Origin of the sequence: Cupriavidus laharis, from assembly GCF_914271435.1 — a bacterium.
Lineage (GTDB): Bacteria > Pseudomonadota > Gammaproteobacteria > Burkholderiales > Burkholderiaceae > Cupriavidus > Cupriavidus laharis.
On record NZ_CAJZAI010000001.1, the window covers coordinates 541,293 to 567,365 of the forward strand.

The following is a 26,073-nucleotide window of genomic DNA, read 5'->3' on the forward strand; positions in this document are numbered from 1 at the left end:
ATGCTGCAGGTCAACGCACTGAACCAGTTCTACGGCGGCAGCCACATTCTGCGCAATGTCACCTTCGAGGTGCCGCGCGGCAAGCTCACCACGCTGCTGGGCCGCAATGGCGTGGGCAAGAGCACGTTGCTCAAGTGCCTGATGGGCGTGGTGCCGACGCGCAGCGGCAGCATCCATTGGGATGGCCGCGCGCTGGAGAAGAAGCCGCCCTACGAGCGGGTCTCCGCGGGGCTGGCCTATGTGCCGCAGGGGCGCGAGATCTTCCCGCGGCTGACGGTGGAAGAGAACCTGCTGATCGGCGCCGCCAGCCGTGCGCGGCCATCCGGCGTGCCGGACCGGATCTACCAGCTGTTTCCCGTGCTACGCACCATGCGCCAGCGCCGCGGCGGCGACCTGTCGGGCGGGCAGCAGCAACAGCTTGCCATCGGCCGCGCGCTGATGAGCGAGCCGGGCCTGCTGATCCTGGACGAGCCGACCGAAGGCATCCAGCCGTCCATCATCCAGGACATCGGGCGCGCATTGCGCCTGCTGGTCGACGAGTTCGGCATGACGGTGCTGCTGGTGGAGCAGTACTACGAGTTCGCGCGCCACATCGCCGATCACTACGTGGTGATGAGCCGAGGCGAAGTCGTGGCAAAGGGCGAAGGCGCGAATATGGAGCAGGACGGCGTGCGGGAGCTGATTGCCGTGTGATGGGGCAGGGCGGGGAAGCCGGTGCCGTTCGCTGCGCTTCCGTGGCGGCGAGCAGCGCGCTATGATTTCCGGCATCTGCCGCGGCGTATGCCGCAGCTTGCCCCCGCTTGCATCGCCGGTCTATTCATCGAGCCATGCGTCATCCCGATTTTCCTTCGACTCTTGCCGTGCCGCCCGCATGGCAGGCCAGCCTGTGCCTGCGCTTTGCCGCGCGCGGCGGGCGCACCGTCCTGGCCGGGCGGCAGCACCGCGGCCCGTTGATGGTGCAGAAGCCGCTCTATCCGGAAGGCGGCATCTGCCATGCCGTCGTTCTGCATCCGCCCGCGGGCGTGGCCGGCGGCGACATCCTCGATATCGCCGTGCATGCGGAAGCCGGCACGCATGCCGTGATCGCCACACCGGGTGCCACCAAGTGGTACAAGTCGCTGGGCCGTGACGCGTCGCAGCATGTGCGCCTGACCGTGGATGAGGGTGCGCGGATCGACTGGCTGCCGCAAGAGAACATCGTGTTCGACGATGCGCGCGCGCGCATTGCCACCGAGGTTGCCATCGCGCCGGGTGGAAGCGCCATCGGCTGGGATGCCGTGGTGCTCGGGCGGCAGGCGTCCGGCGAGCAATGGGCGCGGGGCGCGCTCTGGCTCGATACGCAGGTGCGCTGCGGCGACCGCGCGCTGTGGATCGAGCAGTCGCATTTCGATGCCGCGTCGCCGTTGCGTGGCGCAGTGCCAGGCCTGGACGGCATGTCCGTGCTGGGCACGCTCTGGGCGGTGGGCAGCGGGGCGACGCAGGAACTGGCCGAGTCGCTGGCCGAACGCCTGCCGTACACGGCTGACCTGCGCGCCGGTGTGACTTGCCTGTCGTCACCGGGCCAGTCGATGCTGCTGCTGCGTGTGCTGGGCCGACAGATGGAGCCGGTGCGGCAGCTCATGGTCGAAGCGTGGAGCGCGCTGCGCGAGCCGATCCACGGCGTGCCGGCGCGGCCGCTGCGCCTGTGGGCCACGTGAACGGCGGCAAGGGCAACGAATACGAGAACAACAAGGACACCGACGATGGAACTGACACCGAGAGAGAAAGACAAGCTGCTGATCTTCACCGCCGCGCTGCTGGCGGAGCGGCGCCGCGCGCGCGGCCTCAAGCTGAACTATCCGGAGGCGGTGGCGCTGATCACCGCGGCCATCATGGAAGGCGCGCGCGACGGCCGCACGGTTGCCGAACTGATGCACGAAGGCACCACCGTGCTGAGCCGCGACGACGTGATGGACGGCGTGGCGGAAATGATCCCCGAGATCCAGGTCGAAGCGACCTTCCCGGATGGCACGAAGCTGGTCACCGTACACCATCCCATCGTCTGACGAACACCAACAACATCAACCGAGAGCCGATATGAACCGTTCCGCCTGCACGCGCATGGCCCTGGGCGCCACGCTGTCCCTCGCTGCAGTCTCCGCCTTTGCCCACCCGGGCCATGATGCCGCCACCGTCACTGCCAGCCTGTGGGCAGGCCTGCTGCATCCGTTCACGGGCGTTGACCACTTGCTGGCGATGGCCGCGGTGGGCGTCTGGAGCGCACTGTGCGCGCGCTCGGCCGCAGATACGCTGCGCCTGCCGCTCGCCTTCGTCGCGCTGATGCTGGTCGGCGCAGCGCTCGGACTGGCCGGGCTGGCGCTGCCCGCGGTGGAGCCGATGATTGCCGCCTCGCTGCTCGTGGTCGGCGTGCTGGTCGCGATTCGCGCAAAGCTGCCGGCGTGGGCCGGCATGGCGGTCGTTGGCGGCTTCGCTGTGTTCCACGGCTATGCGCATGGCGCCGAGCTGCCCGGTACCGCAGCGGCGCTGCCGGCCGTGCTGGCGTATGTCGGTGGCTTTGCGGCAGCCACCATGGCGCTGCATCTGCTGGGCATCGTGGCGGGCACGTATCTGCGCCATCGCGCGGGGTGGCTCGCGCGCGTGGCGGGTGCGGGCGTGGCGCTGTACGGTGTCGGCCTGCTGGTGGCCTGAGGAGACGGCGATGATTCCCGGTGAACTGATGCCAGCGGACGGCGAGATCGAGCTCAATGCGGGCCGTCCCACGGTGAGCGTGACGGTCGCCAATACCGGCGACCGGCCGATCCAGGTGGGCTCGCATTTTCACTTCTACGAAACCAACGCCGCACTGTCGTTCGATCGCGAGGCCACGCGTGGCTTCCGCCTCAATATCGCGGCGGGGACCGCGGTGCGGTTCGAGCCGGGCCAGACGCGCACCGTGGAACTCGTGGCGCTCGACGGCGACCGCATTGTCTACGGCTTCAACGGCAAGATCATGGGAGCGCTGTGATGGTGAAGATCTCCAGGCAGGCCTATGCGGAAATGTTCGGCCCGACCAACGGCGACCGCGTACGGCTGGCCGATACCGGGCTGGTGATCGAAGTCGAAAAGGACTTCACGGTCTACGGCGAGGAAGTGAAATTCGGCGGCGGCAAGGTGATCCGCGACGGCATGGGGCAGAGCCAGCGCATGGCGAAGGACTGCGTCGATACCGTCATCACCAATGCGCTGATCGTGGACCACTGGGGCATCGTCAAGGCGGATATCGGGCTGAAGGGCGGGCGCATCGCCGGGATCGGCAAGGCCGGCAACCCGGACATCCAGCCGGGCGTGACCATCGTGGTCGGTCCCGGCACCGAAGTGATTGCGGGCGAGGGCATGATCGTCACCGCAGGCGGCATCGATACGCATATCCACTTCATCTGCCCGCAGCAGATCGAGGAGGCACTGATGAGCGGCGTGACTACCATGATCGGCGGCGGCACGGGCCCGGCCACGGGCACGTTCGCCACCACCGTCACGCCGGGGCCGTGGCACATGGAGCGCATGCTGCAGGCCATCGATGCGTACCCGATGAATATCGGGCTGCTGGGCAAGGGCAACGCGAGCCAGCAGGCGCCGATCCTGGAGCAGGTGGAAGCGGGTGCCATCGGCCTCAAGCTGCACGAGGACTGGGGTACTACGCCGGCGGCGATCGATACCTGCCTGTCCGTGGCCGATGCGACCGATACCCAGGTGGCGATCCACACCGACACGCTCAACGAGGCGGGTTTCGTCGAGGCGACCATCGCCGCGTTCAAGGGCCGCACCATCCATACGTACCACACGGAAGGCGCCGGCGGCGGCCATGCGCCTGACATCATCAAGGTGTGCGGCGAGGCCAACGTGCTGCCGTCGTCGACCAATCCGACGCGGCCGTACACGGTGAACACGCTGGACGAGCACCTCGACATGCTCATGGTGTGCCACCACCTGGACCCGGCCATTGCGGAGGACATCGCCTTTGCGGAAAGCCGCATCCGCCGCGAGACCATTGCCGCGGAAGACATCCTGCACGACCTCGGCGCGTTCTCGATGATCTCGAGCGATTCGCAGGCCATGGGACGCGTGGGCGAGGTCATCATCCGCACCTGGCAGACCGCGCATAAGATGGCCGCGCAGCGCGGCAAGCTGCCCGGCGATCCGCACGACGCGCGTGGCGGGCACGACAATTTCCGCGTCAGGCGCTATATCGCGAAGTACACGATCAATCCGGCGCTGACGCATGGTATCGCCCATGAGGTCGGTTCCATCGAAGTGGGGAAATGGGCGGACCTCGTGCTGTGGCGCCCGGCGTTTTTCGGCGTGAAGCCGAGCCTGATCCTGAAGGGCGGAATGATCGCCGCCGCGGCGATGGGCGATCCCAATGCCTCGATCCCGACGCCGCAGCCGGTGCACTACCGTCCCATGTTCGCGTCGGCGGGCGGGGCGTTGCACCGGTCGTCGCTGACCTTTGTCTCGCAGGCCGCACTCGCGGCAAACATCGGCGAGCGCTACGGCCTGGCCAAGACGCTGTCGGCGGTGCGCGGCACGCGCACGGTGAGCAAGCGCGACATGGTGCACAATGACTGGCAGCCGCACGTCACCGTGGACCCGGAGACCTACCAGGTCGTGGCCGATGGCCAATTGCTGATGTGCGAGCCCGCGACCGAGCTGCCCATGGCGCAGCGTTACTTCTTGTTCTGACATTCTCCGCATTTCCCGCATGCTGAAGATCGATAAAGTCCTGAGTGCTCCGCACGGCATTGCCGCCGTGCTGGTGCGCCGCGCCCCGAAGCTGGTCCTGCCGTTCGCCGAACGCAGCAAGAGCCGCCTGCGCGCGGTGCTCGACAACGGCGAAGAAGCCGCGCTGTTCCTGCCGCGCGGCACGGTACTGCGCGGCGGCGATCTGCTGGTTGCCGAGGATGGCAGCTTTGTCGAAGTGCAGGCCGCGCCGGAACGCGTGCTGGAAGTGCGCGCTGCAGACCCGCACGCGCTGATGCGTGCGGCGTATCACCTTGGCAATCGGCACACGCCAGTGGAGGTGGGGCGGGACTATCTGCGGCTGGAGTTCGATCCGGTGCTGGCTGACATGCTTGCACGCCTCGGTGTACAGGCCGTACAGGCCGACGCGCCGTTCGAGCCCGAGGCAGGTGCCTATGGCGGCGGACACAAGCATGGCCATGATGCGACGTTCGCAGAGGACTATGCGGCGGCGCAGGCGGTGTTTCATGAGCATCATGGGCACGACCATGGTCATGGCGAAGCGGGGCACGTCCACGGCCCCAGTTGCGGACACAAGCACTGAGTGCAGAACGCCTCGCCGGCCATGACACCGCTGCGTCAGCTCATTTCCCTCTTGCACCTGGCTTCACCCGCACTCCCCATCGGCGGCTTCAGCTACTCGCAAGGCCTCGAAGCCGCCATCGACAACGGCCATGTGTGCGACGCGGATTCCGCCGAACGCTGGATACGCGACAACCTGCTGCATGTACAGGCGCAATGCGAGGCCCCGTTGTGGCTGCTGCTGCATCGCCACTGGCAGGCCATGGACGTCGAGGCGGTGCGCGAGTGGAACGACTGGTTCCACGCCACGCGCGAGACGTCCGAGCTGCGCCTGGAGACCGAGCAGATGGGGTGGTCGCTGGCGAAGCTGGTGGGGCAGATGGCGTGGGGCGACAAGGCCCTGCGGGAGCATCTGGCCACGCTGTCGCCGATCTGCCTGCCCACCGCTTTTGCCGCTGCCTGCGTGGCCCTGGAGGTGGACGAGCGAGAGGGCCTCGCCGCCTACTGCTTCAACTGGGCGGAGAACCAGGTGGCTGCCGCCATCAAGGCAGTGCCGCTCGGCCAGGTGGCCGGGCAGCACATGTTGCGGCGTCTGCACGATGCCGTGCTGGCTACGGTCGAAGAGGCCGTGCAGCGCGCCGCGGCGTCACCGCCGCAACTTTCCACGTTTTCACCGATGCTGGGTTTGCTTTCGTCGCGGCACGAAACGCAATACTCCCGGCTGTTCCGTTCCTGAATCCCGAAGCCATCATGACCCAGGCTCGTACCAAGAAGCATCCTCCGCTGCGCGTCGGCGTCGGCGGTCCCGTAGGCTCCGGCAAGACCACGCTGCTGGAGATGCTGTGCAAGGCGATGCGCGACCGTTATGACCTGGTCGCCATCACCAACGACATCTACACCAAGGAAGACCAGCGCCTGCTGACGATCTCCGGCGCTTTGCCTGCCGAGCGCATCATGGGTGTGGAAACCGGCGGCTGTCCGCACACGGCCATCCGAGAGGACGCGTCGATTAACCTGGAAGCCGTCGACCGCATGCTGGCGAAGTTCCCGGATGCCGACGTGGTCTTCATCGAGTCCGGCGGCGACAACCTGGCCGCCACGTTCAGCCCGGAGCTGTCCGACCTGACCATCTACGTGATCGACGTGGCCGGCGGCGAGAAGATCCCGCGCAAGGGCGGTCCGGGCATCACCAAGTCCGACCTGCTCGTGATCAACAAGACCGACCTGGCGCCGTATGTCGGCGCTTCGCTGGACGTGATGGAAAGCGATGCGCGCAAGATGCGCGGCGAGCGCCCGTTCGTGATGGGCAGCGTCAAGTCCGGGCAGGGCCTGGATGAGGTGATCCGCTTCATCGAGCGCCAGGGCATGCTGGGCGTCTGAGCCCATTCAGCCCTGCCTGTAGCTGCCCTTGCGCGCGAGCGCGCGGGCCACGGCAGCCACCAGGTCCACCTCGGCTTCGTTGAGTTCGGCCATGTGCCGGAGCGTCGCTTCGATGGCGGCGTTCTGCGCATTGCCGAACACCGAGCGCGGCTCTTCCACTTGCACGGCAGTGCTGCCATGCTTTTCGAAGTCGAGCATCTGCGAAGGCGGCACGCCCAGCGTGTCCGCCAGCATGCAGATGTTGAGCAGCGCCAGGTTGCGCTTGCCGCGTTCGATACCGCTCAGGTACGAGCGGGCCAGTCCGCTTTCCAGCGAGAGCGTTTCCTGCGACCAGCCGCGCTGCTTGCGCAGCCGGGCAAGATGCAATCCGAATTGTCTGAGAGTCTGTTCAGTCATGGGGGATGTGGCTTTTCGATCGGCCAGAGGCTAGGAGTTTGACGCTGCGGTCACGACAACTTATATTCGCACTCACCATTGGTGCCTGATCCGCAGTTCGAGGGATGCGCAAGATAAAAGGCGCGGCACCATGGCATGAACCGGGCGGCCTGGTGGCCGTGCCAAACGGGGCAACACGCAAAGGCAGGCTCGCGTCGAATGCGCGGGTGTCGTTGCGTCTATGGGGACCATCGTGTCTCCTTCGCTCTGTCAGGGGATTGCCATGCAGATCTACTCGCTGTTCGACGCGCCGATGCGTGCCTTCAGCCATGGCCGCGCAGCTTCCGCGGACCTTCTCATCGGATTTCATTCACGCCTGTTGCCGCCCTGCGCGGGGCCGGACACCACATGCGACTACGTCTTCCTGCAAGCTGGCCAGACGCAGCAGGTCTTCGTGGCCGGGCGCGGTGAATGGTGGGCGTGCCTGCGCGGAGGCATCCGCATTGCCGCGCCGGGCCATGAGCCCGTGCTGATCGGTAGCGCCGACATGTTTGCGCCGACGCCTGACTTGCCAATGCAGGTGCATGTCGTGCTCGACAGCATCCTGATTCGTGTCGCGCCGGATGATAGCCCGTCGTCAGCCGATGCACGGCCATCCGAAGACACCTTGTTGCAAGGTGAGGTGCTGCGTTATTCCCTGGGGTGTGTCGCCGCGCTCGGCAATGAGGCAGGCCCGATGCTGGAGATTGCGGACGGCGAGTCGCCTGCCGCCGCGAGCAGGCACGCCGGGTTCGCGCAGTTGCAGGCAGGGGAGTGCCTGCTCGCCAGCGGACTGCGCTGGGCGCTATGCCATCGTGGCGCGCTGTGCCTGCGCTGGCGTCAGGGCGGGGAGAATTATCTGAATTTCGTTCAACCGGGCACGTTGTTCGTGCCGGATTCGCACGAATCGTACAGCGTGGAAGTGCTGCTGCCCGCCACCGGGCTGCTGTACTGCAGCGATGCCACAGAGACCGAAGCGATGGATGCGTTCAGCGCCGTTTGTCGACTGCCGGTCGGGCGTGGTGGCGTCGTCGAAATGCCGCGAGCACCGTACGGAACGCAGGCGGAGTGCCTGCCGGCCTGAACGGCAGCGCAGCCGCTGGTGGCAACGCATGCCGCCAGCGGCCATCGGCATCAGTGGCGCTTGTACTGCGTGGCGCCGAACAGGATTTCGCGCGCCTTGTCGTCCTGCAGCGGCTTGCGCGCGTTGGCCAGGACTTCCACGCCGCGCTTGACGGCCGGGCGTTCGGCGATGGTGTTGAACCAGCGCTTCAGGTTCGGGTAGTCGTCGAGTTCCACGCCCTGGTTCTGCCAGCTGCGCAGCCACGGGAAGGTGGCGATGTCGGCAATCGTGTACTGGTCGCCGGCCAGCCATTCGTGGCGCGCGAGCTGCGTGTCGATCACGCCGTACAGGCGCTTTGCTTCATTGGTGTAGCGGTTGACAGCGTACTCGATCTTCTCGGGTGCATAGATGCGGAAATGATGGGCCTGGCCGAGCATGGGGCCGACACCGCCCATCTGGAACATCAGCCATTGCAGCGCGTCGTACTTGCCGCGCACGCTCTCCGGCAGGAACTTGCCGGTCTTGCCGGCCAGGTAGAGCAGGATGGCGCCGGACTCGAACAGCGAGATTGGCTCGCCGTCCGGGCCGTTGGGGTCGACGATGGCGGGGATCTTGTTATTCGGGCTGATCCTGAGGAAGTCCTCGCCGAACTGGTCGCCAGCGCCGATATTGATCGGGTGGACCCTGTACTCGAGGCCGCACTCCTCGAGCATGATATGGACTTTGTGGCCGTTGGGCGTCGGCCAGCTGTAGACATCGATCATCGCAAGAAGCCTCCTGGCTGCGATACGTGGTTCAGGGAAGGGCGGAGCGATTTAAGCACAGAAGAAAAAAACGCGCAGACAGGCTGCGCGTTTCCATACTGCCGGCAGGGGTGACCGGCAGTTCGTCCGGGACGGGCTCAGAAGCCGCGTGCCACCGGCATCTTCACCTCTTTCGGGTCCAGGCCCATGTGCTTGGCCAGTTCCAGCTTGGCGATGGCGTTGCGGTGCACCTCGTCCGGGCCGTCCGCCAGGCGCAGCGTGCGCTGGTGTGCCCACCAGTTGGCCAGCGGGAAGTCGCTCGACACGCCGGCCGCGCCGTGCACCTGGATGGCCCAGTCGATGACCTTCAGCGCCACGTTCGGGGCGACCACCTTGATCATCGCGATCTCGGCCTTGGCCACCTTGTTGCCCACGGTGTCCATCATGTAGGCGGCCTTGAGGGTGAGCAGGCGGGCCATCTCGATCTCGCAGCGGGCCTCGGCAATGCGCTCCTGGGTCACGCCCTGGCGCGCGATCTGCTTGCCGAAGGCCACGCGTTCCAGGCTGCGCTTGCACATCAGCTCCAGCGCGCGCTCGGCCACGCCGATGCTGCGCATGCAGTGGTGGATGCGGCCCGGGCCGAGGCGGCCCTGCGCGATCTCGAAGCCGCGGCCTTCGCCAAGCAGGATGTTCGAAGCCGGCACGCGCACGTTCTTGAGCTCGATCTCCATGTGGCCGTGGGGCGCGTCGTCATAGCCGAACACCGGCAGGAAGCGCTTGATGGTGATGCCCGGCGTGTCGGCCGGCACCACGATCATCGACTGCTGCTCGTGGCGGCCCGCGTTCGGATCAGTCTTGCCCATCACGATGTAGACCTTGCAGCGCGGATCCCCGGCGCCCGACGACCACCACTTGGTGCCGTTGATCACGTAGTGGTCGCCGTCGCGCTCGATGCGGCATTCGATGTTGGTGGCGTCCGACGATGCGACTGCCGGCTCGGTCATCAGGAAGGCCGAGCGGATCTCGCCGCGCAGCAGCGGCTCCAGCCACTGGTCCTTCAGTTCCTCGGACGCGTAGCGCTCCAGCGTTTCCATGTTGCCGGTGTCGGGCGCGGCGCAGTTGAAGACCTCGGCCGACCAGGGTACCCGGCCCATGATCTCGCACATCGGTGCGTATTCCAGGTTCGACAGGCCTTCCGGTGCGCGCGTCGAGCGCGGCAGGAACAGGTTCCACAGGCCGGCTTCGCGCGCCTTCGGCTTCAGTTCTTCGATCAGCCTGGTGGGCACCCAGGCGTTGCCGGCCTGGCGGTTGGCGTTGACTTCCTCGTAGAAGCGCTTTTCGTTCGGGTAGATGTACTGGTCGAAGAAGGCCAGCAGCTTGGCCTGCATTTCCTTGACCTTCGGCGTGTACTCGAATTGCATGTGGTCTCCTCGCAACCAGGTGATGGTGAGCCGGGGTTCCGGCGGCACGGTTTGGTACGGTCAGTACGCGGCATATGCCGATGGAATGCACTCTATCTGAAACCTGGTAATAACAAAAATGAATTTTCTGGATTTGTCAGTATCAATGTCCTGCATTCCGTGCCAGAATGGCAGCCATGCAGCTATCCCGCATCGACCTCAATCTCTTCGTGGTGTTCGACGCCATCTACAGCGAAGGCAGCATCACTGCGGCCGCGCGCCAGCTCAACCTGACGCAGCCCGCCGTGAGCCACGCGCTGGGCCGGTTGCGGGGCCTGTTCGATGACCCGCTGTTCGAGCGGCGCGGGCAGGGCATGGCGCCGACGCCGCTGGCGCGCTCGCTGGCCTCCGAGGTCCGCGCGGCGCTGCAGTCCTTTGCGCGCACGCTGCAGGACACGCCGCATTTCGATCCCATCAACACCGTGCGCCGCTTCACTATCGGCATGCGCGACGCGTTGGAATCCACGCTGCTGCCGCCGCTGATGGCGCGCGTGACCGCGGTGGCGCCGCAGGTGGAGATCGCCGCCATCCGCTTTGACCGGCGCGAGATGGAGTCGGAGCTGCTTGCCGGGACCATCGATGCCGCCATCGACATCCTGCTGCCGGTATCGCCCGCGATCCACCATGCCCCGTTCATGGCGGACCCGATGATCGTGCTGGCGCGCCGCGACCATCCGCTGGTGAAGAAGGAACTGACGCTGGAGCGCTACCTGGCCGCCGAGCACGTGCATGTGTCCTCGCGGCGGCGCGGCGCCGGGCTGGAAGACCAGGCGCTGCATCGCATGGGGCTGACGCGCCGGGTACGGCTGCGCTGCCAGCATTACGCAGCGGCCTGCCGCGTGGTGAGCTGCACGGACCTGCTGGCCACGCTGCCGCTGCGCTACGCGCGCATCGCCAACGAACCCTATGCCAACCGCATCCTGTCGCTGCCGTTCAAGGTGCCGTCGCTCGAGCTGCACCTGTACTGGCATGCCGGCGGCGAGAACGATGGCGCCAACCGCTGGCTGCGCGAGCAGCTCATGGCCGTGATGTCCTCGCTCAGCGGCGGCACGCCGGAACCCGCGCCGGCGGCCTGATACCGCGCTGGTGCAGCGCGCGCGGGTCACACGTAAGCCATTGTTAGCAGGCTGGACGCGCGCATACCCCCTCCCTACCATCGTCGGGTCACGTCTGCCCCCGGCGTCACCCCGCAAGCCCGCGCCTGCGTTCCGGTGATGTCCTGCTGCGCTCGCCTTGCCGGGCTGCCACGGGCAGTTTCTCCATCAGAACCACGACTATCCAGATCGATGACCGGGAAACGCTTGCCTGCCGAGAACACATCCATTTCATCTGTTTCGCGCACGGTGCCGCTGCGTCTGCGAACGCTCTGCGGCGCCGTGCTGCTGTCAGCGCTTGCGGCCTGCGGTGGCGGCGGTGATGGTGGGGATGGCGGCGGTGGCACGGCGGCGGCCGGCAGCACGCAGCCATCGGGCCAGAGCAGTTCGACCCAGGCGGGGTCGACGACGCCGGTGACTGCCGGTGGCTGCTACACGGTCAGCGGCACCAGGCCTTCCGCGCCGTCCGGCGGTGGCGTGACACTGCTGCCCGCGCGCGGCAGCGCCGTCAGCGACTATCGCGTGCTCGACGACGCGCGCAGTGCGGGCCTGTGCTATGCCAACTACCGGCGCGAGCAGGTTGGCCTGCCGCCGCTGACGGCCCGCGATGCGCTCAACAAGGTTGCGCAGGACCACACAGACTACATGCTGGCCAACCAGACGCTGACGCACGACGAAGTCTCGGGCAAGCCCGGCTATACCGGCGCAACGCCTGATGCGCGTATCCAGGCTGCATACCCGACCAATGCCGATGCGGAAGTGGTGGCGGGCGCGAACAAGTTCACTTCGGTGGCCAACGCGCAGCTATCGCTGTCGCCGAAAGATTCGCTCGTGTCGGATCTCGTCAACGCGCCATTCCACCGCGCCGCGCTGCTGGGCAGCTACGGGTCCGCGGGCAGCGGCTATGCCGAGAGCGTGGGCCCCAATGGCAGCGGCACCGCGGCCTACTACTACCAGACCATCGACCTGGCCGATGCGTCCAAGGGCGGCACGGATAACCAGATGGTCGCGTATCCGTTCGACGGGCAGGCCGACGTGCCGGCCAGCTGGGTCAACTCGGAAAGCCCCAATCCGGCGCCCGGCTACGACGGCAAGACGCTGGGCTATCCGGTGTCGCTGCAGGCAATCAACACGTCGCTGCAGTTCGATGCCGACAGCTTCACCATCACCGACGCGCAGGGCCGCAATGTCGACTGCCTGAAAGTGGACAGCCGCTCGTCCGGCCTGTCCGGCGCGGCGCGCGGCCTGGCGATCTGCACACCGCTGGCGCCGCTGGCCAGCGGCCAGCGCTACAACGTTGCCGTGAGCGGCAAGCTGGGCGGGCAGGCGGTCAACCTGGGCTGGTCGTTCACCACGCGCTGAGCCGCCTTCGCCACCTTGCCACGCCCACCGGCAGGAGCCGGTGGGATCCTGTCAGGTTTTGTCTGACACCGCCGTGCGCCCGCGGCCACTACAATCGGCAGATCGTTCCTGGCGGAGATATCGCATGGCTCACCTGCTTGCATCCCGATCGGCGTGGCGCGGTTCAATGATTGTGGCGCTTTCTGCGCTGCTGGCTGCCTGCGGCACGCAGGGCGGCGCCCCCGCAGCGCCCACAGCCACGGCCACGCCCGCGGCACCCCCTCCCGCCACGGCAACGCTGCCGCCCGCACCGGAGATTGCGTCGGGCTACCGCACCGACATGTCGACGGTCTACGCCGAGCGGTACATGGCGGCGGCGGCCCACCCGCTTGCCACCGAAGCCGGGCGCGACGTGCTGCGCCAGGGCGGCTCGGCCATCGACGCCGCCATTGCCATGCAGGCGGTACTGTCATTGGTGGAGCCACAGGCCTCCGGCATCGGCGGCGGCGCTTTCATCCTGTACTGGGACGGCAAGCGCGTGCAGGCCTTCGACGGCCGCGAGACCGCCCCGGCCGGTGCCACCGAGAACCTGTTCCTGCGGCCCGATGGCAAGCCGATGGAGTTCAGTGAAGCCCAGATCGGCGGGCGTTCGGTGGGCACGCCCGGCGTATTGCGTGCGCTGGAAATGGCACACCGCGAGCACGGCAAGCTCAAGTGGGCCCAACTCTTCCAGCGCGCGATCTCGCTGGCGGAGAAGGGCTTCCCGATCTCTCCGCGCCTCTACACACAGGTGACCAGCGACAAGTTCCTGGCGAATTCACCTGAAATGGCCGCGTACTTCCTCGACGCGCAGGGCAAGCCCAAGCCGGCGGGCACGATCCTGAAGAACCCGCAGCTCGCGCAGACGCTGCGTACGATCGCCAAATACGGCCCGAATGCGCTATACACCGGCCCGATCGCGCGCGATATCGTCGCCAAGGTCAACGGCAGTGCCAATCCCGGCAGCCTGTCCACGCGCGATCTGTCGACCTACCGGGCCAAGCTGCGTGTGCCGGTCTGCACCGACTACAAGCGCTGGAAGGTCTGCGGCATGCCGCCGCCGTCGTCGGGTGGCATCGCGCTGGCCCAGATCCTCGGTACGCTGCAGGCGCTGGAGACGCGCAACCCGAAGTACGCGCTGGCGGCGCTCAAGCCGACTGCCGTCAGCACGCCGGCCGTGATGGAAGCCAATCCTGATGCCGTCCACGCGATCTCCGAGGCCGACCGGCTGGCCTATGCCGACCGCGGCCTCTACGTGGCGGACTCGGATTTCGTGCCGGTCGACATCGCTGGCATGGTCAACCCCGGCTACCTGGAGCAGCGCGCGGCGCTGATCGGCGATAAAAGCATGGGCAAGGCCCAGCCCGGTGTGCCGCCAGGCACCACGGTGGCATTTGCGCCGGACCGCTCGCCGCCGCGTATCTCCACGTCGCAGATCGTCGCCGTGGACAGCCGCGGTGGCGCCATTTCCATGACCACTACGGTGGAGTCCTACTTCGGTTCGCACCTGATGGTGCGCGGCTTCATGCTCAACAACCAGCTCACGGACTTTTCCTTCCTGCCGAGCGAGAACGGCAAGCCCGTGGCCAACCGTGTCGAGCCGGGCAAGCGCCCGCGCTCGACCATGGCGCCGACGCTGGTGTTCGAACGGGAGAGCGGCAAGTTCCTGGGTACCGTGGGTTCGCCGGGCGGCTCGCAGATCATCGAGTACGTCTCCAAGACACTGGTGGGCCTGCTGGACTGGAACATGGACGTGCAGGCGGCCATCGGCATGGCGAACTTCGGCAGCCGCAACGGGCCGACCGAGCTGGAAAAGGGACTGGTTACGCCGGCGCTGGCCGAGGCCCTGAAGCAGCGTGGCCACCAGGTGGCGGAAATCGAGATGACCAGCGGCACGCAGGCCATCATGCGGCGTCAGCGCGCGGACGGGCGGTTGGTCTGGGCAGGCGGTGCCGATCCGCGGCGCGAAGGGGTGGCGCTCGGGGACTGAGCGCCTGAGGCAGGCGGAGGCGGGATCTGCGGTCCCGCCTTTTTTGTTTTCTATCGGACTTTCTTCAATACGCCGGGTGCCTTCAGGCGTCCAGCTTCACGCCGGCGACCTTGACCACCTTGGCCCAGCGCGTTTCCTCGGTCTGGAAGAAGCGGCTGGTTTCCGCAGGCGTCATCGTCACCACTTCAGCCCCCTGGCCGGCCAACTGAGCGCGGATATCCGGCGAGCGGATGATGCGGACCAGTTCGGCGTTGACCCGGGCCACGATCGCATCGGGCATGCCGGCCGGCGCCATCACGCCTTGCCAAGTGCCCGATTCGAAGCCAGGCACGCCCTGTTCGGCGATGGTCGGCGTCTGGCCCACCAGCGGCATGCGCGTGCGTTTGGACACCGCAAGCAGCTTCAGCTTGCCGGCTTGCACCTGCGGCAACGTGGCGAGCATGCCGTTCATCAGCACCTGCGCGGTGCCCCCGACGGTATCGGCAATCGCCTGCGAACCGCCCTTGTAGGGCACGTACTGCCACTTTGCGCCGGTAGCCTGGGCCACGGCCACGCCGGCCAGGTGCGGCGCACTGCCAATGGCCGTGACGGCGAAGTTCAGCTGCGTCTTCTGCGACAGGTCCACCAGCTCCTTCAGGTTCGACACCTTGATCGACGGATGCACGACCAGCAGGTGCGGCGAATAGGCCAGCATCGCCACGCCCTTCAGGTCCTTGGCCGGATTGAAGGTCAGCTTGGTGTACACGGACGGGCTGATGGCCAGCGCGCCCACGTCGCAGAGCAGCAGTGTGTGGTTGTCCGAGCCGGCCTGCGCGGCCATGGCTGCGCCAATGTTGCCATTGGCGCCGGGGCGGTTGTCCACCACGATGGGCTGGCCCAGCGCCTCGCCGAGCTGCTTGCTGATCATCCGCGCGATGATGTCCGACGAGCCGCCGGCGGGGTAGGGCACGATCAGGCGGATCGGGCGGTTGGGCCACGCGTCGGCGGCGCGGGCCAGGCGTGGCACCGCCACAGACGCGCCGCCAAGCGCGCCAAGCGCGGCCAGGCTGGATGCTTGCTGCAGGAAAATGCGACGAGAGGTCATACAATGTCTCCGGAAATCGCTTAATTATCAGTCGTCATACAACATGACTTGAATATTAGACGGCTTTGCGAGACTTCGACATCGGGAAAATACTGAGAAACCTGCATAACCCTATGAAATGAGGGGTTACGGGCCGAAAACGCAACAGCGCGCCGTAGCGCGCTGTTGTCTGATGACTGGGTTCGGGCGGCGGAGCCGTGGGCTTCCGCCGGACCGGAACTTACTGCTTCGCCTTCTTCGCGTATTCCCAGCCCATTTCCGCCATCGGCCGCGCACGCTTGCCGGCGTCGAGCGCCTGTGCCGAGGATGCAGTGCCATCCACCACGCGCTTCATGATGCCCTGCAGGATGCCGGCAATGCGGAACATGCTGAAGGCCAGGTAGAAGTTCCAGTCGCCGGTGATGGCGCGGCCGGTGCGCTGCTCGTACATGCGGCGATAGGTTGCCTCGTCGGGGATGCCCAGCGCGGCATGGTCCAGGCCCGCGATGCCGCGGAACTGGCCCGGTGCGATGTGCCAGCTCATGCAGTGGTAGCCGAAGTCCGCCATCGGATGGCCCAGCGTCGACAGTTCCCAGTCCAGCACGGCCAGCACGCGCGGCTCGGTGGGGTGGAACATCAGGTTGTCGAGGCGGTAGTCGCCGTGGACGATGCAGGTGAGGTCGGCATCCTCCTGCGGAATATGCTGCGGCAGCCAGTCCATCAGCGAATCCATGGCCGGGATCGACTCGGTCTCGGACAGCTTGTACTGCTTGCTCCAGCGTTCGATCTGGCGCTGGAAGTAATTGCCGGGCTTGCCGTAGTCGCCCAGGCCAATGGCCTGGTAGTCGACGCTGTGCATGGCTGCGATCACGCGGTTCATCTCGTCGTAGATGGCGGCGCGTTCGGCCGGGGTCATGCCGGGCAGCGACTGGTCCCACAGCACGCGGCCGCTGACGAATTCCATGATGTAGAACGCACGGCCAATCACCGATTCGTCCTCGCACAGCGCATACATCTTTGCCACAGGCACATCGGTGCCGGCCAGCGCGGCCATCACGCGGTATTCACGCTCGATCGCGTGGGCCGACGGCAGCAGCTTGCTCTTGGGGCCGGGCTTGGCGCGCATCACGTAGGTCTGGCCCGGCGTGATGAGCTTGAAGGTCGGGTTGGACTGGCCGCCCTTGAACTGCTCCACGGTCAGCGGGCCGGCAAAGCCGTCCACATGCTGGCGCATCCAGGCTTCCAGCGCGGCGGTGTCGAAACGCTGCTGGTCCGCCACGGGGCGCGTGCCTTCGAAGTGCGATACGTTGCTGCTCATGCTGTCTCCGGTGATTTTTTGACGGTATCGGGTATGAAGATCGGTATGCGGGCTGGTGGATTCAGGCAGCGGGCTGCCGTCCGCGCAGGTATTGGTGCAGCAGGACTTCCATCGTGGTGTGGCGCGTGCCGCTGTGCACCGGTGTGGGCGGTGAATAGTTGGTCATGCGCAATACCCAGTCGAGCGGATCGTCGCCCATGTCCAGCACATTGATGCAGCCGGCGGTCTGCAGCAGCGAGCCGAAGAATACCCGGTGGCCGCAGGTGATGGCCTGCGACAGGATCGCGCGGTTGGTGCCGCCATGCAAGACCAGCAGCACCGTGTCCCAGCCCGGGTCATCGCGCAGGCGTTGCAGCGCGGGCAGGACGCGGTCGAGGAACTGGCCGATGGTCTCGCCGTTCAGGAAGCGCTTGTTCTCTGGCACCTCGCCTTCGAAGGCGCCGACGAAGGCATCGCGCAGGTCCTCGGTGGCAATGGCGGAAAGGTCGCCGCCGCGGATCTCCTGAAATTCCGGCCAGATATCGGGCTGCACGCCCTGCATGTCCGGCAACTCGGCCAGCACGCGCTGCGCGGTCTCGACGGTGCGGGGCAGGCCGCTGACGATGACGCGGTCGAAGCGGATGTTCTCGGCCGCGAAGGCCCGCCCCGCGGCGGTGGCCTGCATGCGGCCGGTCTCGTTGAGCGGCACCATCTCCGGCAGCGCCGGGCGGCCGCCTTCATCGAAGTATGAGACGGCGCCATGGCGCATCAGGTAGATGCGGCGGCGCGAGGACGGTGGCAATTCCATGCATGTCTCCCTCTTGTGTGAGCAGGCCCGTCTTGCGCGGGCTGGCTGCGGCGGCGCCGTGAAGCGCCGCCATGTTCGGCGCAATGTTCAGCGGTAGCGCGGCTTGCGCTTCTCCAGGAAGGCGCTGATGCCTTCGCCGCCGTCCGGGTGGTGCAGCGCGGCCACGAAATTGTCGCGCTCCGCCACGAGGTGTTCGGAGAGCGAGGCCGTGGCCGCGTGGTTGATCAGGCCCTTGATTCGGCCGACCGCGTGCGGCGACTGCTCGGCCAGCCCCTCGGCCAGGCGCAGTGATTCGGTCAGCGCCTGACCCGGTTGCACCACGCGGTTGACCAGGCCGAACTGCGCCAGCCTGGCGGCATCCACCGGCTTGCCTTCCATCATCAGTTCGCTGGCCAACGCACGCGGCAGTGCGCGCGCCAGTTCGTACGAACCGCCGCCGTCGGGCGTCAGGCCGACCTTGACGTAGGCCATGACGAACTTGGCGTCGCTGGCCGCCACCACGAAATCGCAGGCCAGCACCACCGAGAAGCCCGCACCGGCCGCCGCGCCTTCCACCGCCGCGATGACCGGCTTGGGAAATGCGTGCAGCGTTTCGATCCAGTGGTTCAGGGTCTCGATGCTCTCCGCCTGCACCGCGGGCGGCTTTGAGCGGTTGCCGAGCAGCCGGTTCAGGTTGCCACCGGCGCAGAAGATGCCGTCAGCACCGGTGATGATGACGGCGCGCAGCGAATCATCGCTGGCAGCGGCGTTCAGTGCCTCGAACGAGGCGGCGTAGATGTCCGGATGCAGCGCATTGCGGGCCTCCGGATTCGAGATGGTCAGCACCAGCGTCGAATCGACGCGGGACGAAAGCAATTGTGCGGTCATGGGCAGCCTCGGGCGTTGCGGGGGCGGGGGAGCCGAGGCTCCTCAGTTCTCTTCGGTCAGCAGCGACAGGCCCAGGCCGGCGCGGCGCCACAGCCACGGGCTCGGACGGTAGCGCATGTCGCCGGTCAGGGTCTCCATGTTGCGCAGCACTTCCAGCACGAGCTGCGGGCCGACGGCGTCGCCGAGGGCCAGCGGACCCTTCGGATAGCCGAGGCCGAGGTTCACGGCCAGGTCGATGTCGGCCGGCGAGGCAATGCGCTGCTGGGCGATGTCGCTGGCGATGTTGATGATGCAGCAGAGCACGCGCTGGGCGACGAAGCCGGCCGAGTCGCGGATCACCGTGACCGGCACGCCGTCGCTCGCGAACAGGCCGTGCGCGGCGTCACGCGCGGCGGCGCCGGTGGCGGGCGTGGTCATCAGCGTACGGCGTTTCGTAGCCTCGAACGGCAGCAGGGTATCGATGGCAACCGTGCGCGAGGCGTCCAGGCCTTGCTGGAGCGCAGTGGTGGTGGCATCCAGGCCCAGCGGCGTGACCACGATCAGCGCATCGGTGGAAGGCTGGTCGCCGCTTTCCGGCGTGACACCGAGCGCGCCGAGCAGCTTCGTCACCATGGCATGGCCGCGTTCGCTGGCGCGGCTGACCCACACGCTGGCCGGACGCGCTGAGGGGACGACAGCCGTGGCCGGAACCTGCTTCTGGCCATCCACATAGCGATAGAAGCCGGCGCCAGCCTTGCGGCCGATCAGCCCGCCGACCGAGCGGATCGCCGTGATCGGCGACGGGCGGTAGCGCGGCTCCTGGTAGAACTGGTTGTAGATCGACTCCATCACCGGATGCGACACATCCAGCCCGGTCAGGTCCATCAGCTCGAACGGCCCCATGCGGAAGCCGGCCTGCTCGCGCATGACGTTGTCGATGTCGGCGAACCCGGCCACGCCTTCCTGCGCAACCTTGATGCCTTCGATGTTCATGCCGCGGCCGGCATGGTTGACGATGAAGCCGGGCATGTCCTTGCACCGCACCGGCGTATGGCCCATGCGGCGCGACAGCGCCATCAGCGCATCGCCCACGGCCGGGTTGCCGGACAGTCCGTCGATCACCTCGACCACCTTCATCAGCGGCACCGGGTTGAAGAAGTGGTAGCCGGCGATGCGGCCCGGTTCCTTCGCGCCGACGGCGACCGCGGTGATCGACAGCGACGAGGTGTTCGAAGCGATGATCGCGTCGGGACGCAGCACGGCCTCGAGTTTGGCCACAAGGTCACGCTTCACTTCGAGCTTCTCGACGATGGCTTCCACCACCATGTCGCAGCCGGCCAGGTCTTCGAGCGCACCGCACGGCTTCACGCGGGCCAGAGTTGCTTCAGCGTCCGCTGCCGAGATCTTGCCTTTTTCAGCCAGCTTGGCGAGCGTATCCTGCAGGTACTTGCGCGCCGCTTCCACCGCTTGCGCGTTGGCGTCGTACAGGTTGACGGTCAGGCCCGCCTGCGCGGCGATCTGCGCGATGCCGCGGCCCATGGCGCCGGTCCCCACGATACCGAGCGTCTCGATAGTGAAAGTGCTCATCTTGCGTCCCTAAAGTTGTGGTTAAATTAGCACGATCGTACGTTTTTTGCATCTTTCCGGAAATGGCCGGAAGGCAGGCGGCGTGCGCTGATCGGCCAGTCCGGCGGCACCAGAAGACCGGGATGGTTCACAATCGCTGCGGGCTTGCACCGCAAGCGACGATTCCAACAGGAGAGAGACGACATGCTGAAACTGTGCGGGTTTGCCGCCAGCAACTACTACAACAAGGTCAAGCTGGCGCTGCTGGAGAAGAATGTGCCGTTCGAGGAGGTGCTGGCGTGGATCGGCGAGACTGACCCGGCCGCAACGCCGACAGGCAAGGTGCCCTACATGATCACTGAATCGGGTTCGTTGTGCGAGTCGGAAGTCATCAACGAGTACCTGGAAGCCGCTTATCCGCAGACGCCGCTGCTGCCGCGTGACCCGATGCAGGCCGGCAAGGTACGCGAGATCATCACATTCATGGAGCTGTACCTGGAGCTGACCGCGCGCGAGCTGTATCCGGAAGCGTTCTTCGGCGGCAAGGTCAGCGATAACGTGAAGGAACGCCAGCTCAAGCTGCTGACGCGCTACATTCCCGCGTTCGCCAAGCTGGCGAAGTTCTCGCCCTATGTGGCGGGCGATACCTTCACGCTGGCCGATTGCGCCGCCGCAGTCCATTTGCCGCTGGTGTCTTCGTGCACGAAGATCATCTACGGCAAGGACCTGCTGGCCGACCTGCCGGTCAAGGAATACCTGAAGACGCTGTCGGAGCGCCCGTCGGTGCAGAAGGTCAATGCCGACCGCAAGGCCAATACCGAGCTGATGCTGAGCCGGAACAAGTAGGCGCCGGTCACTGCGCAAGGCACAAAATGAAGCAAAACGCCCGCGGCACATGCGCGGGCGTTTCCCTATCCGGTTGCCGGAATTCAGAGCTTGGCCAGCCGCTCCAGTGCCAGCGCCAGCGTCTCTTTCTTCTTGGCGAAGCAGAAGCGCACCACGCCGGATTCGCGCGGCTGCGTGTAGAAGGCCGAGACCGGGATCGCCGCCACGCCGATCTCGCGCGTCAGCCACATGGAGAAGTCCGCTTCGCTCAGGTCGGAGATCGCGGAATAGTCCACGCACTGGAAGTACGTGCCTTCGGACGGCAGCAGCTTGAAGCGCGTGTTGGCCAGCCCCGCGCGGAAATAGTCGCGCTTGGCCTGGTAGAACGCAGGTAGCTCAAGGTAGGGCGCGGGATCGGCCATGTAGTCGGCCAGGCCGTGCTGCATCGGCGTATTCACGGTGAACACGTTGAACTGGTGGACCTTGCGGAACTCGGCCGACAGCGCCGCGGGCGCGGCCACGTAGCCGACTTTCCAGCCTGTCACGTGGTAGGTCTTGCCGAAGCTGGAAATCACGAAGCTGCGCCGCGCCAGTTCCGGATGGCGCGACACCGAGGCGTGCGGCTGGCCGTCGTAGACCATGTGCTCGTAGACCTCGTCCGACAGCAGCAGGATGTCGGTGCCGGCCAGCAGCTGCGCCAGCTTGTCCATGTCGGCGGCGCGCCAGATCGTCCCGGTCGGGTTGTGCGGCGTGTTGATGAGGATCATCCGCGTACGCGGCGTGATGGCCGCGGCCATGCGGTCGAACGGCACGCGGAAGTCAGGGGCCTCCAGCGTGACCGGTACCGCAGTGGCGCCGGCCAGCTCGATGGCGGGCAGGTAGCTGTCGTAGCACGGCTCGAGCACGATCACCTCGTCGCCGGGGCGCACCGCGCACAGGATGGCTGTGAGGATGCCCTGTGTGGCGCCGGCCGTGACGGTGATCTCGCTTTCCCAGCTGTAGCGGTGGCCGTACAGCGTGGCGATCTTGTCGGCGATCGCCTGGCGCAGGCGCGGCACGCCCGCCATGGGCGGGTACTGGTTGTGGCCGGTGCGCATCGCGTGGGCCACGGCATCGACGATGCGCGGGTCGCAATCGAAGTCGGGGAAGCCCTGCCCCAGGTTGACGGCGTTCTTCTCGGCCGCCAGCGCCGACATCACGGTAAAGATCGTGGTGCCGACCGAGGGCAGGCGCGACAAGGGCGGAGTCAGCGGGGCGAGGGTGGAGTCTGCGGACATGGCTGCGACGTTGGGGTGCGAGGGCGGGAAACGGCTTGCCGGAGCGGCATTGGCGGCGATAGCGGCAATTCTAAAGGGATTCGGGCGATCAGGCTGCGGCTGCCAGCGCGGCCAGCCATTGGCCGAACGCGGGCGGCGTCATCACTTCCACACCGCTGGAGCGGCGCAGCCGGCTCCTGAGCTTGAGCACGGCCTTGTCCTTCGACACTAGGCAGGCGGCCTGCGAGAAGTGCGCGAGTTCGACGAATTTCTGGTCGTCGGTGTCCTTGCAGCGCGGCAGCCGGATGGCCTCGGCATCTTCCCGGGCGGGCAGGGGCTGCAGCGTGCTGAAACGGTCCACAATAGCCAGCGCTGCGTCGATATCGACGGCAAAGCGCGCGAATTGCGGATAGGCCAGCACGCGGCGCAGTTCTTCGCGGCAGTCGGCGCGGATCACCGGGGCAATGGTGCCGGCCTCCAGTGCGGCGCGGATCGGCGTGACGTGCGGGTCGCCGAAGACCAGCAGGTCGACCCAGATATTGGAGTCCAGTACCACGCGCGGGGGATTGCCGGCGGCGGATGTGATGCCGGCGAGGCTGGGCGCCGAAGTGTCGCCGGAGTTCAGGTTGGTCATTCGCTACAATCTTGGCTTTGTGTTTCCCGCGATTTTGCCATGCTCATCGTCCTGTCTCCCGCGAAGTCCCTGGACTACGAGACACCCGCGCGCATCAAGACCCATACGCTGCCCCGTTTCATCGACCGCTCGGCAGTGCTGATCGAGCGCCTGCGCAAGCTCGCGCCGCAGGATGTCGGCGCGCTGATGGATATCTCCGACAAGCTGGCCGTACTCAACGTCACGCGCTATGCGGACTGGTCGGAGACATTTACCGCTGCCAACAGCAAGCAGGCGGTGCTGGCCTTCAACGGCGACGTCTACGACGGCTTTGATGCGAAGAACCTGTCGGCCGATGACCTCGGCTTTGCGCAAAAGCACGTGCGCATCCTGTCCGGCCTGTACGGCGTGCTGCGCCCGCTGGACTGGATGCAGCCTTACCGCCTGGAGATGGGCACGCGCCTCGACACGGCGACGGGCAAGGACCTCTATGCGTTCTGGGGCGACGATGTCACGCAGATGCTCAACGGTGACATGGCCGCGCTCAAGCACGAGGGTGCGCCCACGCTGGTCAATCTCGCGTCGGAAGAGTATTTCAAGGTGGTGCGCCCCAAGGTGCTGAATGCGCGCATCATCACGCCGGTGTTCGAGGACTGGAAGGGCGGGCGCTACAAGATCATCTCGTTCCATGCCAAGCGTGCGCGCGGCACCATGGCCCGTTATGCAGTGACGCATCGCGTTACGGAGCCGGCTGCGCTCAAGCGCTTTGCCGAAGACGGCTACGCCTTCGATGCCGCCGCTTCCGACGACGGCCGCTGGGTGTTCCGCCGCCGCCTTGAAGACTGAACCCTGCCACGGAGCTCCCCTTCATGACTTCAGGCCTGCATATCTCGACCCACTTTGATTCCGGTGCGATCGAAGTCGAAGCGCTCGACCATGCCGACGACATCCGCCTGCGCATCCGCGCCGATTCACACGCGGACTTCCGCCAGTGGTTCCACTTCCGCCTGCAAGGCGCGGCCGGGCAGGCGTGCCGGCTGCAGTTCCTCAACGCCGGCGACTGCACCTATCCGGACGGCTGGCGCGATTACCGCGCGGTGGCATCGTACGACCGCGCCAACTGGTTCCGCGTGCCGACGCGCTATGACGGCCAGGCGCTGACCGTCGAATTCACGCCTCAGCATGACAGCGTGTGGTTCGCCTATTTCGAGCCCTATCCGGAAGAGCGCCACCTGTCGCTGCTGGCGACCTGCCAGCGCTCGCCGCTGGCCAGGCTCTCGCACTTGGGGAGCACGGTCGATGGCCGCGACATGACCCGCGTCACCGTGGGGCAGCCTGGCCCGGGCAAGAAGACGATCTGGATGATCGCGCGCCAGCATCCCGGCGAAAGCATGGCCGAATGGTTCTGCGAGGGCGTGCTGCAGCGCCTGACCGGCACCGGCATGTGGGCGCACGACCCGGTCGCGCGCCGGCTGCTCGAACGCGCTGTGTTCCATATCGTGCCGAACATGAACCCGGATGGCTCGGCGCGCGGCAACCTGCGCACCAATGCCGCGGGCGCCAACCTGAACCGCGAATGGATGACGCCGAGCCCGGACACGAGTCCCGAGGTCTGGCACGTGCGCCGCGCGATCGAGGCCACCGGCTGTGACCTGTTCTTCGACATTCACGGCGATGAGGGCCTGCCTTACAACTTCGTCGCCGGCAGCGAGATGCTGCCGAGCTTCAGCGAGAAGCAGCGCGACGAGCAGGCACGCTTTATCGAAGCCTTCAAGCGTGCCACCCCGGACTTCCAGGATGTGCACGGCTATGCGGCCAGCAAGTACAACGCCGACGCGCTCAAGCTGGCGTCGAAGTACATCGGCCATACCTTCGGCTGCCTGTCGCTGACGCTGGAAATGCCATTCAAGGACAATGCCGACCTGCCCGATGCCGTGGTGGGCTGGAACGGTGCGCGCAGCGCGCTGCTGGGCACGGCGATGCTGGAGGCGGTTCTGGATTTCCTCGGCTGAGGCAGGCAGTAGGGCTCGGGCCTGACGGTTTCTCTCCTCTCCCGCGATGTGGGAGAGGAGAGAAACCCGCCGAACAGATTCGCTTACTGCGACTTCTTCTTGCTCGTGCTCTTGCCCGAGGACTTGGACGAGGACGCCGAAGATTTTGCCGACGCGCTGCTGCTCTTGGACGTGCCTGTCGACGCGGCCTTGGCCTTGCTGCCCTTCGCACCCTTGCGGCTCTTGCTGGCCGAGGCGCGGCTGGACGTCGCGACGGCCGGTGCCGCTGCGGGTTCCGAGATGGTGGCGCCGCTGCTATCCAGCAGTTCGTAGGCCAGCATCATGCCGTCGTCATAGCCGCAGCGCACCTTGACAGGCTGCCATTGTTCTTCGCCACGACGCTTGTGGGCCAGCGCAGAGAATGTCACCACCGAGCTGACCGGCACGGCCTGCTTGCCCTGCGAGAAACGGCCGTTCCAGGGTTCCACCGCGGCATGGCCGTTGGCGAGCGCGCCGGTGGGGATCTTGAGCGCGTCGTAGCTGGCGGAGCGCGGCACGACCCAGCTCGCGTGGGCTGCGCAGTCGGCCACATCGCTGGTCGCGTTCTCTGTCTTCATCAACTGCTCGCGCATCCTGGCGCGGTATTCGGCCAGGCTGACGCGGCCGCGGTCGGGCAGGGTGATGGTCTTGGTCGGCTCGGCGGCGGGCGCTGGCGGGGCAGCGGACGCGGCGGCAGGGCGGGCAGGCGCGGCAGGGGCCGCGGACTGGCTGGCGGCATCGGTGCCATCAGCCGGCATGTTGGCGCAGCCCGCCAGCACCAACGCGCCGGTGACTGCGGCGGCCAGCATGCTGAGGCGGCTGCCGATCAGTTCGGAAATTCGTCGGATCACGGTGTCTGTCTTGCCATTCCGGCAAGTATGGGTTCGCAAAGGATTGCCATGATAGAGGAAACCTATCTTGCAAAGTTCCTAAACTTTGTTACCCAT

At 66.5% G+C, this 26,073-nt stretch carries 27 protein-coding genes; 16 read left to right on the forward strand and 11 right to left on the reverse strand.

The annotated features are described in order from the left end of the window. From urtE to ureG, 9 genes are all read left to right on the forward strand, one after another. The gene (gene urtE / locus LDO29_RS02440; RefSeq protein WP_224078190.1) at positions 1–693 is read left to right on the forward strand and encodes an urea ABC transporter ATP-binding subunit UrtE; all 693 of its coding nucleotides are present in this window, start codon (positions 1–3) and stop codon (positions 691–693) included. Between the two features lie 134 nt (positions 694–827). Continuing rightward, positions 828–1,697 (forward strand): urease accessory protein UreD, encoded by an 870-nt coding sequence (locus LDO29_RS02445; protein ID WP_224078191.1) that lies wholly within the window; start codon positions 828–830, stop codon positions 1,695–1,697. A 45-nt stretch (positions 1,698–1,742) separates the two neighbouring features. Beyond that, positions 1,743–2,045, forward strand: coding sequence for an urease subunit gamma (locus LDO29_RS02450; RefSeq protein WP_011297175.1), 303 nt, complete (start codon positions 1,743–1,745; stop codon positions 2,043–2,045). Positions 2,046–2,076: 31 nt separating this feature from the next. Continuing rightward, positions 2,077–2,688, forward strand: coding sequence for a HupE/UreJ family protein (locus tag LDO29_RS02455; RefSeq protein ID WP_224078192.1), 612 nt, complete (start codon positions 2,077–2,079; stop codon positions 2,686–2,688). Between the two features lie 10 nt (positions 2,689–2,698). Continuing rightward, positions 2,699–3,004: an urease subunit beta gene (locus LDO29_RS02460; RefSeq protein WP_224078193.1), complete on the forward strand. Its 306-nt coding sequence runs from the start codon at positions 2,699–2,701 to the stop codon at positions 3,002–3,004. After that, complete coding sequence (ureC, locus tag LDO29_RS02465; protein ID WP_224078194.1) at positions 3,004–4,719, forward strand: urease subunit alpha; 1,716 nt, start codon at positions 3,004–3,006, stop codon at positions 4,717–4,719. The genes LDO29_RS02460 and ureC overlap by 1 nt, the downstream gene beginning before the upstream one ends. 19 nt (positions 4,720–4,738) lie before the next feature. Further along, positions 4,739–5,320, forward strand: coding sequence for an urease accessory protein UreE (ureE, locus tag LDO29_RS02470; protein ID WP_224078195.1), 582 nt, complete (start codon positions 4,739–4,741; stop codon positions 5,318–5,320). 21 nt (positions 5,321–5,341) lie between these two features. After that, a complete protein-coding gene (locus tag LDO29_RS02475; RefSeq protein WP_224078196.1) occupies positions 5,342–6,034 on the forward strand; it encodes an urease accessory protein UreF in 693 nt (230 codons plus the stop codon). Between the two features lie 14 nt (positions 6,035–6,048). Then, on the forward strand, positions 6,049–6,678 hold the full coding sequence (ureG, locus tag LDO29_RS02480) for an urease accessory protein UreG (RefSeq protein ID WP_224078197.1): 630 nt from the start codon (positions 6,049–6,051) through the stop codon (positions 6,676–6,678). A 6-nt stretch (positions 6,679–6,684) separates the two neighbouring features. Here the strand turns inward: ureG and LDO29_RS02485 are convergent, their stop codons facing one another. After that, positions 6,685–7,074 carry a helix-turn-helix domain-containing protein gene (locus tag LDO29_RS02485; protein WP_224078198.1) on the reverse strand — a complete coding sequence of 130 codons (390 nt, stop codon included), beginning with the start codon at positions 7,072–7,074 and terminating at the stop codon, positions 6,685–6,687. A gap of 262 nt (positions 7,075–7,336) precedes the next feature. On the opposite strand from LDO29_RS02485, the gene LDO29_RS02490 reads away from it, so the two are divergent. After that, complete coding sequence (locus LDO29_RS02490) at positions 7,337–8,176, forward strand: hypothetical protein (RefSeq protein WP_224078199.1); 840 nt, start codon at positions 7,337–7,339, stop codon at positions 8,174–8,176. A gap of 50 nt (positions 8,177–8,226) precedes the next feature. On the opposite strand, the gene LDO29_RS02495 is transcribed toward LDO29_RS02490, so the two are convergent. Then, positions 8,227–8,919 carry a glutathione binding-like protein gene (locus LDO29_RS02495; protein WP_224078200.1) on the reverse strand — a complete coding sequence of 231 codons (693 nt, stop codon included), beginning with the start codon at positions 8,917–8,919 and terminating at the stop codon, positions 8,227–8,229. Positions 8,920–9,056: 137 nt separating this feature from the next. After that, on the reverse strand, positions 9,057–10,319 hold the full coding sequence (locus tag LDO29_RS02500; RefSeq protein WP_224078201.1) for an acyl-CoA dehydrogenase family protein: 1,263 nt from the start codon (positions 10,317–10,319) through the stop codon (positions 9,057–9,059). 176 nt (positions 10,320–10,495) lie between these two features. On the opposite strand from LDO29_RS02500, the gene LDO29_RS02505 reads away from it, so the two are divergent. The 3 genes from LDO29_RS02505 (at position 10,496) to ggt (ending at position 14,822) form a co-directional block, all read left to right on the forward strand. Beyond that, positions 10,496–11,434 carry a LysR family transcriptional regulator gene (locus LDO29_RS02505; RefSeq protein WP_224078202.1) on the forward strand — a complete coding sequence of 313 codons (939 nt, stop codon included), beginning with the start codon at positions 10,496–10,498 and terminating at the stop codon, positions 11,432–11,434. A gap of 210 nt (positions 11,435–11,644) precedes the next feature. Continuing rightward, on the forward strand, positions 11,645–12,814 hold the full coding sequence (locus tag LDO29_RS02510; RefSeq protein ID WP_224078203.1) for a CAP domain-containing protein: 1,170 nt from the start codon (positions 11,645–11,647) through the stop codon (positions 12,812–12,814). Positions 12,815–12,938: 124 nt separating this feature from the next. Then, positions 12,939–14,822 carry a gamma-glutamyltransferase gene (gene ggt / locus LDO29_RS02515; protein ID WP_224078204.1) on the forward strand — a complete coding sequence of 628 codons (1,884 nt, stop codon included), beginning with the start codon at positions 12,939–12,941 and terminating at the stop codon, positions 14,820–14,822. A gap of 82 nt (positions 14,823–14,904) precedes the next feature. Here ggt and LDO29_RS02520 read toward each other — a convergent pair whose 3' ends face one another. The 5 genes from LDO29_RS02520 to LDO29_RS02540 form a co-directional block, all read right to left on the reverse strand. Then, positions 14,905–15,906, reverse strand: coding sequence for a Bug family tripartite tricarboxylate transporter substrate binding protein (locus LDO29_RS02520; protein ID WP_224078205.1), 1,002 nt, complete (start codon positions 15,904–15,906; stop codon positions 14,905–14,907). A 220-nt stretch (positions 15,907–16,126) separates the two neighbouring features. After that, on the reverse strand, positions 16,127–17,203 hold the full coding sequence (locus LDO29_RS02525) for a phosphotransferase (protein ID WP_224078206.1): 1,077 nt from the start codon (positions 17,201–17,203) through the stop codon (positions 16,127–16,129). Between the two features lie 61 nt (positions 17,204–17,264). Next, positions 17,265–17,990 (reverse strand): histidine phosphatase family protein, encoded by a 726-nt coding sequence (locus LDO29_RS02530; RefSeq protein WP_224078207.1) that lies wholly within the window; start codon positions 17,988–17,990, stop codon positions 17,265–17,267. An 87-nt stretch (positions 17,991–18,077) separates the two neighbouring features. After that, positions 18,078–18,857: an oxepin-CoA hydrolase, alternative type gene (locus tag LDO29_RS02535; protein ID WP_224078208.1), complete on the reverse strand. Its 780-nt coding sequence runs from the start codon at positions 18,855–18,857 to the stop codon at positions 18,078–18,080. Between the two features lie 42 nt (positions 18,858–18,899). Beyond that, a complete protein-coding gene (locus LDO29_RS02540) occupies positions 18,900–20,423 on the reverse strand; it encodes a 3-hydroxyacyl-CoA dehydrogenase (RefSeq protein WP_224078209.1) in 1,524 nt (507 codons plus the stop codon). Positions 20,424–20,606: 183 nt separating this feature from the next. Between LDO29_RS02540 and LDO29_RS02545 the strand changes: the two genes are divergently transcribed. Then, entirely contained in the window at positions 20,607–21,248 is a 642-nt protein-coding gene (locus LDO29_RS02545) for a glutathione S-transferase (protein ID WP_224078210.1), read from the forward strand. An 83-nt stretch (positions 21,249–21,331) separates the two neighbouring features. Here LDO29_RS02545 and LDO29_RS02550 read toward each other — a convergent pair whose 3' ends face one another. After that, entirely contained in the window at positions 21,332–22,504 is a 1,173-nt protein-coding gene (locus LDO29_RS02550; RefSeq protein WP_224078211.1) for a pyridoxal phosphate-dependent aminotransferase, read from the reverse strand. Positions 22,505–22,592: 88 nt separating this feature from the next. Beyond that, the gene (locus tag LDO29_RS02555) at positions 22,593–23,117 is read right to left on the reverse strand and encodes a putative toxin-antitoxin system toxin component, PIN family (RefSeq protein WP_224078212.1); all 525 of its coding nucleotides are present in this window, start codon (positions 23,115–23,117) and stop codon (positions 22,593–22,595) included. A 39-nt stretch (positions 23,118–23,156) separates the two neighbouring features. On the opposite strand from LDO29_RS02555, the gene yaaA reads away from it, so the two are divergent. Further along, entirely contained in the window at positions 23,157–23,942 is a 786-nt protein-coding gene (gene yaaA / locus LDO29_RS02560; protein ID WP_224078213.1) for a peroxide stress protein YaaA, read from the forward strand. A gap of 23 nt (positions 23,943–23,965) precedes the next feature. Beyond that, a complete protein-coding gene (locus LDO29_RS02565) occupies positions 23,966–25,108 on the forward strand; it encodes a M14 family metallopeptidase (protein ID WP_224078214.1) in 1,143 nt (380 codons plus the stop codon). 83 nt (positions 25,109–25,191) lie between these two features. Here LDO29_RS02565 and LDO29_RS02570 read toward each other — a convergent pair whose 3' ends face one another. Beyond that, complete coding sequence (locus LDO29_RS02570) at positions 25,192–25,977, reverse strand: BspC domain-containing protein (protein ID WP_368013926.1); 786 nt, start codon at positions 25,975–25,977, stop codon at positions 25,192–25,194. Positions 25,978–26,073: the final 96 nt, after the last annotated feature.

Excerpts from the sequence above, each read along its gene's own strand:
- urtE (WP_224078190.1), top strand. The coding sequence starts at position 1 with ATGCTGCAGGTCAACGCACTGAACCAGTTCTACGGCGGCAGCCACATT.
- LDO29_RS02445 (WP_224078191.1), top strand. The coding sequence starts at position 828 with ATGCGTCATCCCGATTTTCCTTCGACTCTTGCCGTGCCGCCCGCATGG.
- LDO29_RS02450 (WP_011297175.1), top strand. The coding sequence starts at position 1,743 with ATGGAACTGACACCGAGAGAGAAAGACAAGCTGCTGATCTTCACCGCC.
- LDO29_RS02455 (WP_224078192.1), top strand. The coding sequence starts at position 2,077 with ATGAACCGTTCCGCCTGCACGCGCATGGCCCTGGGCGCCACGCTGTCC.
- LDO29_RS02460 (WP_224078193.1), top strand. The coding sequence starts at position 2,699 with ATGATTCCCGGTGAACTGATGCCAGCGGACGGCGAGATCGAGCTCAAT.
- ureC (WP_224078194.1), top strand. The coding sequence starts at position 3,004 with ATGGTGAAGATCTCCAGGCAGGCCTATGCGGAAATGTTCGGCCCGACC.
- ureE (WP_224078195.1), top strand. The coding sequence starts at position 4,739 with ATGCTGAAGATCGATAAAGTCCTGAGTGCTCCGCACGGCATTGCCGCC.
- LDO29_RS02475 (WP_224078196.1), top strand. The coding sequence starts at position 5,342 with ATGACACCGCTGCGTCAGCTCATTTCCCTCTTGCACCTGGCTTCACCC.
- ureG (WP_224078197.1), top strand. The coding sequence starts at position 6,049 with ATGACCCAGGCTCGTACCAAGAAGCATCCTCCGCTGCGCGTCGGCGTC.
- LDO29_RS02485 (WP_224078198.1), bottom strand. The coding sequence starts at position 7,074 with ATGACTGAACAGACTCTCAGACAATTCGGATTGCATCTTGCCCGGCTG.
- LDO29_RS02490 (WP_224078199.1), top strand. The coding sequence starts at position 7,337 with ATGCAGATCTACTCGCTGTTCGACGCGCCGATGCGTGCCTTCAGCCAT.
- LDO29_RS02495 (WP_224078200.1), bottom strand. The coding sequence starts at position 8,919 with ATGATCGATGTCTACAGCTGGCCGACGCCCAACGGCCACAAAGTCCAT.
- LDO29_RS02500 (WP_224078201.1), bottom strand. The coding sequence starts at position 10,319 with ATGCAATTCGAGTACACGCCGAAGGTCAAGGAAATGCAGGCCAAGCTG.
- LDO29_RS02505 (WP_224078202.1), top strand. The coding sequence starts at position 10,496 with ATGCAGCTATCCCGCATCGACCTCAATCTCTTCGTGGTGTTCGACGCC.
- LDO29_RS02510 (WP_224078203.1), top strand. The coding sequence starts at position 11,645 with ATGACCGGGAAACGCTTGCCTGCCGAGAACACATCCATTTCATCTGTT.
- ggt (WP_224078204.1), top strand. The coding sequence starts at position 12,939 with ATGGCTCACCTGCTTGCATCCCGATCGGCGTGGCGCGGTTCAATGATT.
- LDO29_RS02520 (WP_224078205.1), bottom strand. The coding sequence starts at position 15,906 with ATGACCTCTCGTCGCATTTTCCTGCAGCAAGCATCCAGCCTGGCCGCG.
- LDO29_RS02525 (WP_224078206.1), bottom strand. The coding sequence starts at position 17,203 with ATGAGCAGCAACGTATCGCACTTCGAAGGCACGCGCCCCGTGGCGGAC.
- LDO29_RS02530 (WP_224078207.1), bottom strand. The coding sequence starts at position 17,990 with ATGGAATTGCCACCGTCCTCGCGCCGCCGCATCTACCTGATGCGCCAT.
- LDO29_RS02535 (WP_224078208.1), bottom strand. The coding sequence starts at position 18,857 with ATGACCGCACAATTGCTTTCGTCCCGCGTCGATTCGACGCTGGTGCTG.
- LDO29_RS02540 (WP_224078209.1), bottom strand. The coding sequence starts at position 20,423 with ATGAGCACTTTCACTATCGAGACGCTCGGTATCGTGGGGACCGGCGCC.
- LDO29_RS02545 (WP_224078210.1), top strand. The coding sequence starts at position 20,607 with ATGCTGAAACTGTGCGGGTTTGCCGCCAGCAACTACTACAACAAGGTC.
- LDO29_RS02550 (WP_224078211.1), bottom strand. The coding sequence starts at position 22,504 with ATGTCCGCAGACTCCACCCTCGCCCCGCTGACTCCGCCCTTGTCGCGC.
- LDO29_RS02555 (WP_224078212.1), bottom strand. The coding sequence starts at position 23,117 with ATGACCAACCTGAACTCCGGCGACACTTCGGCGCCCAGCCTCGCCGGC.
- yaaA (WP_224078213.1), top strand. The coding sequence starts at position 23,157 with ATGCTCATCGTCCTGTCTCCCGCGAAGTCCCTGGACTACGAGACACCC.
- LDO29_RS02565 (WP_224078214.1), top strand. The coding sequence starts at position 23,966 with ATGACTTCAGGCCTGCATATCTCGACCCACTTTGATTCCGGTGCGATC.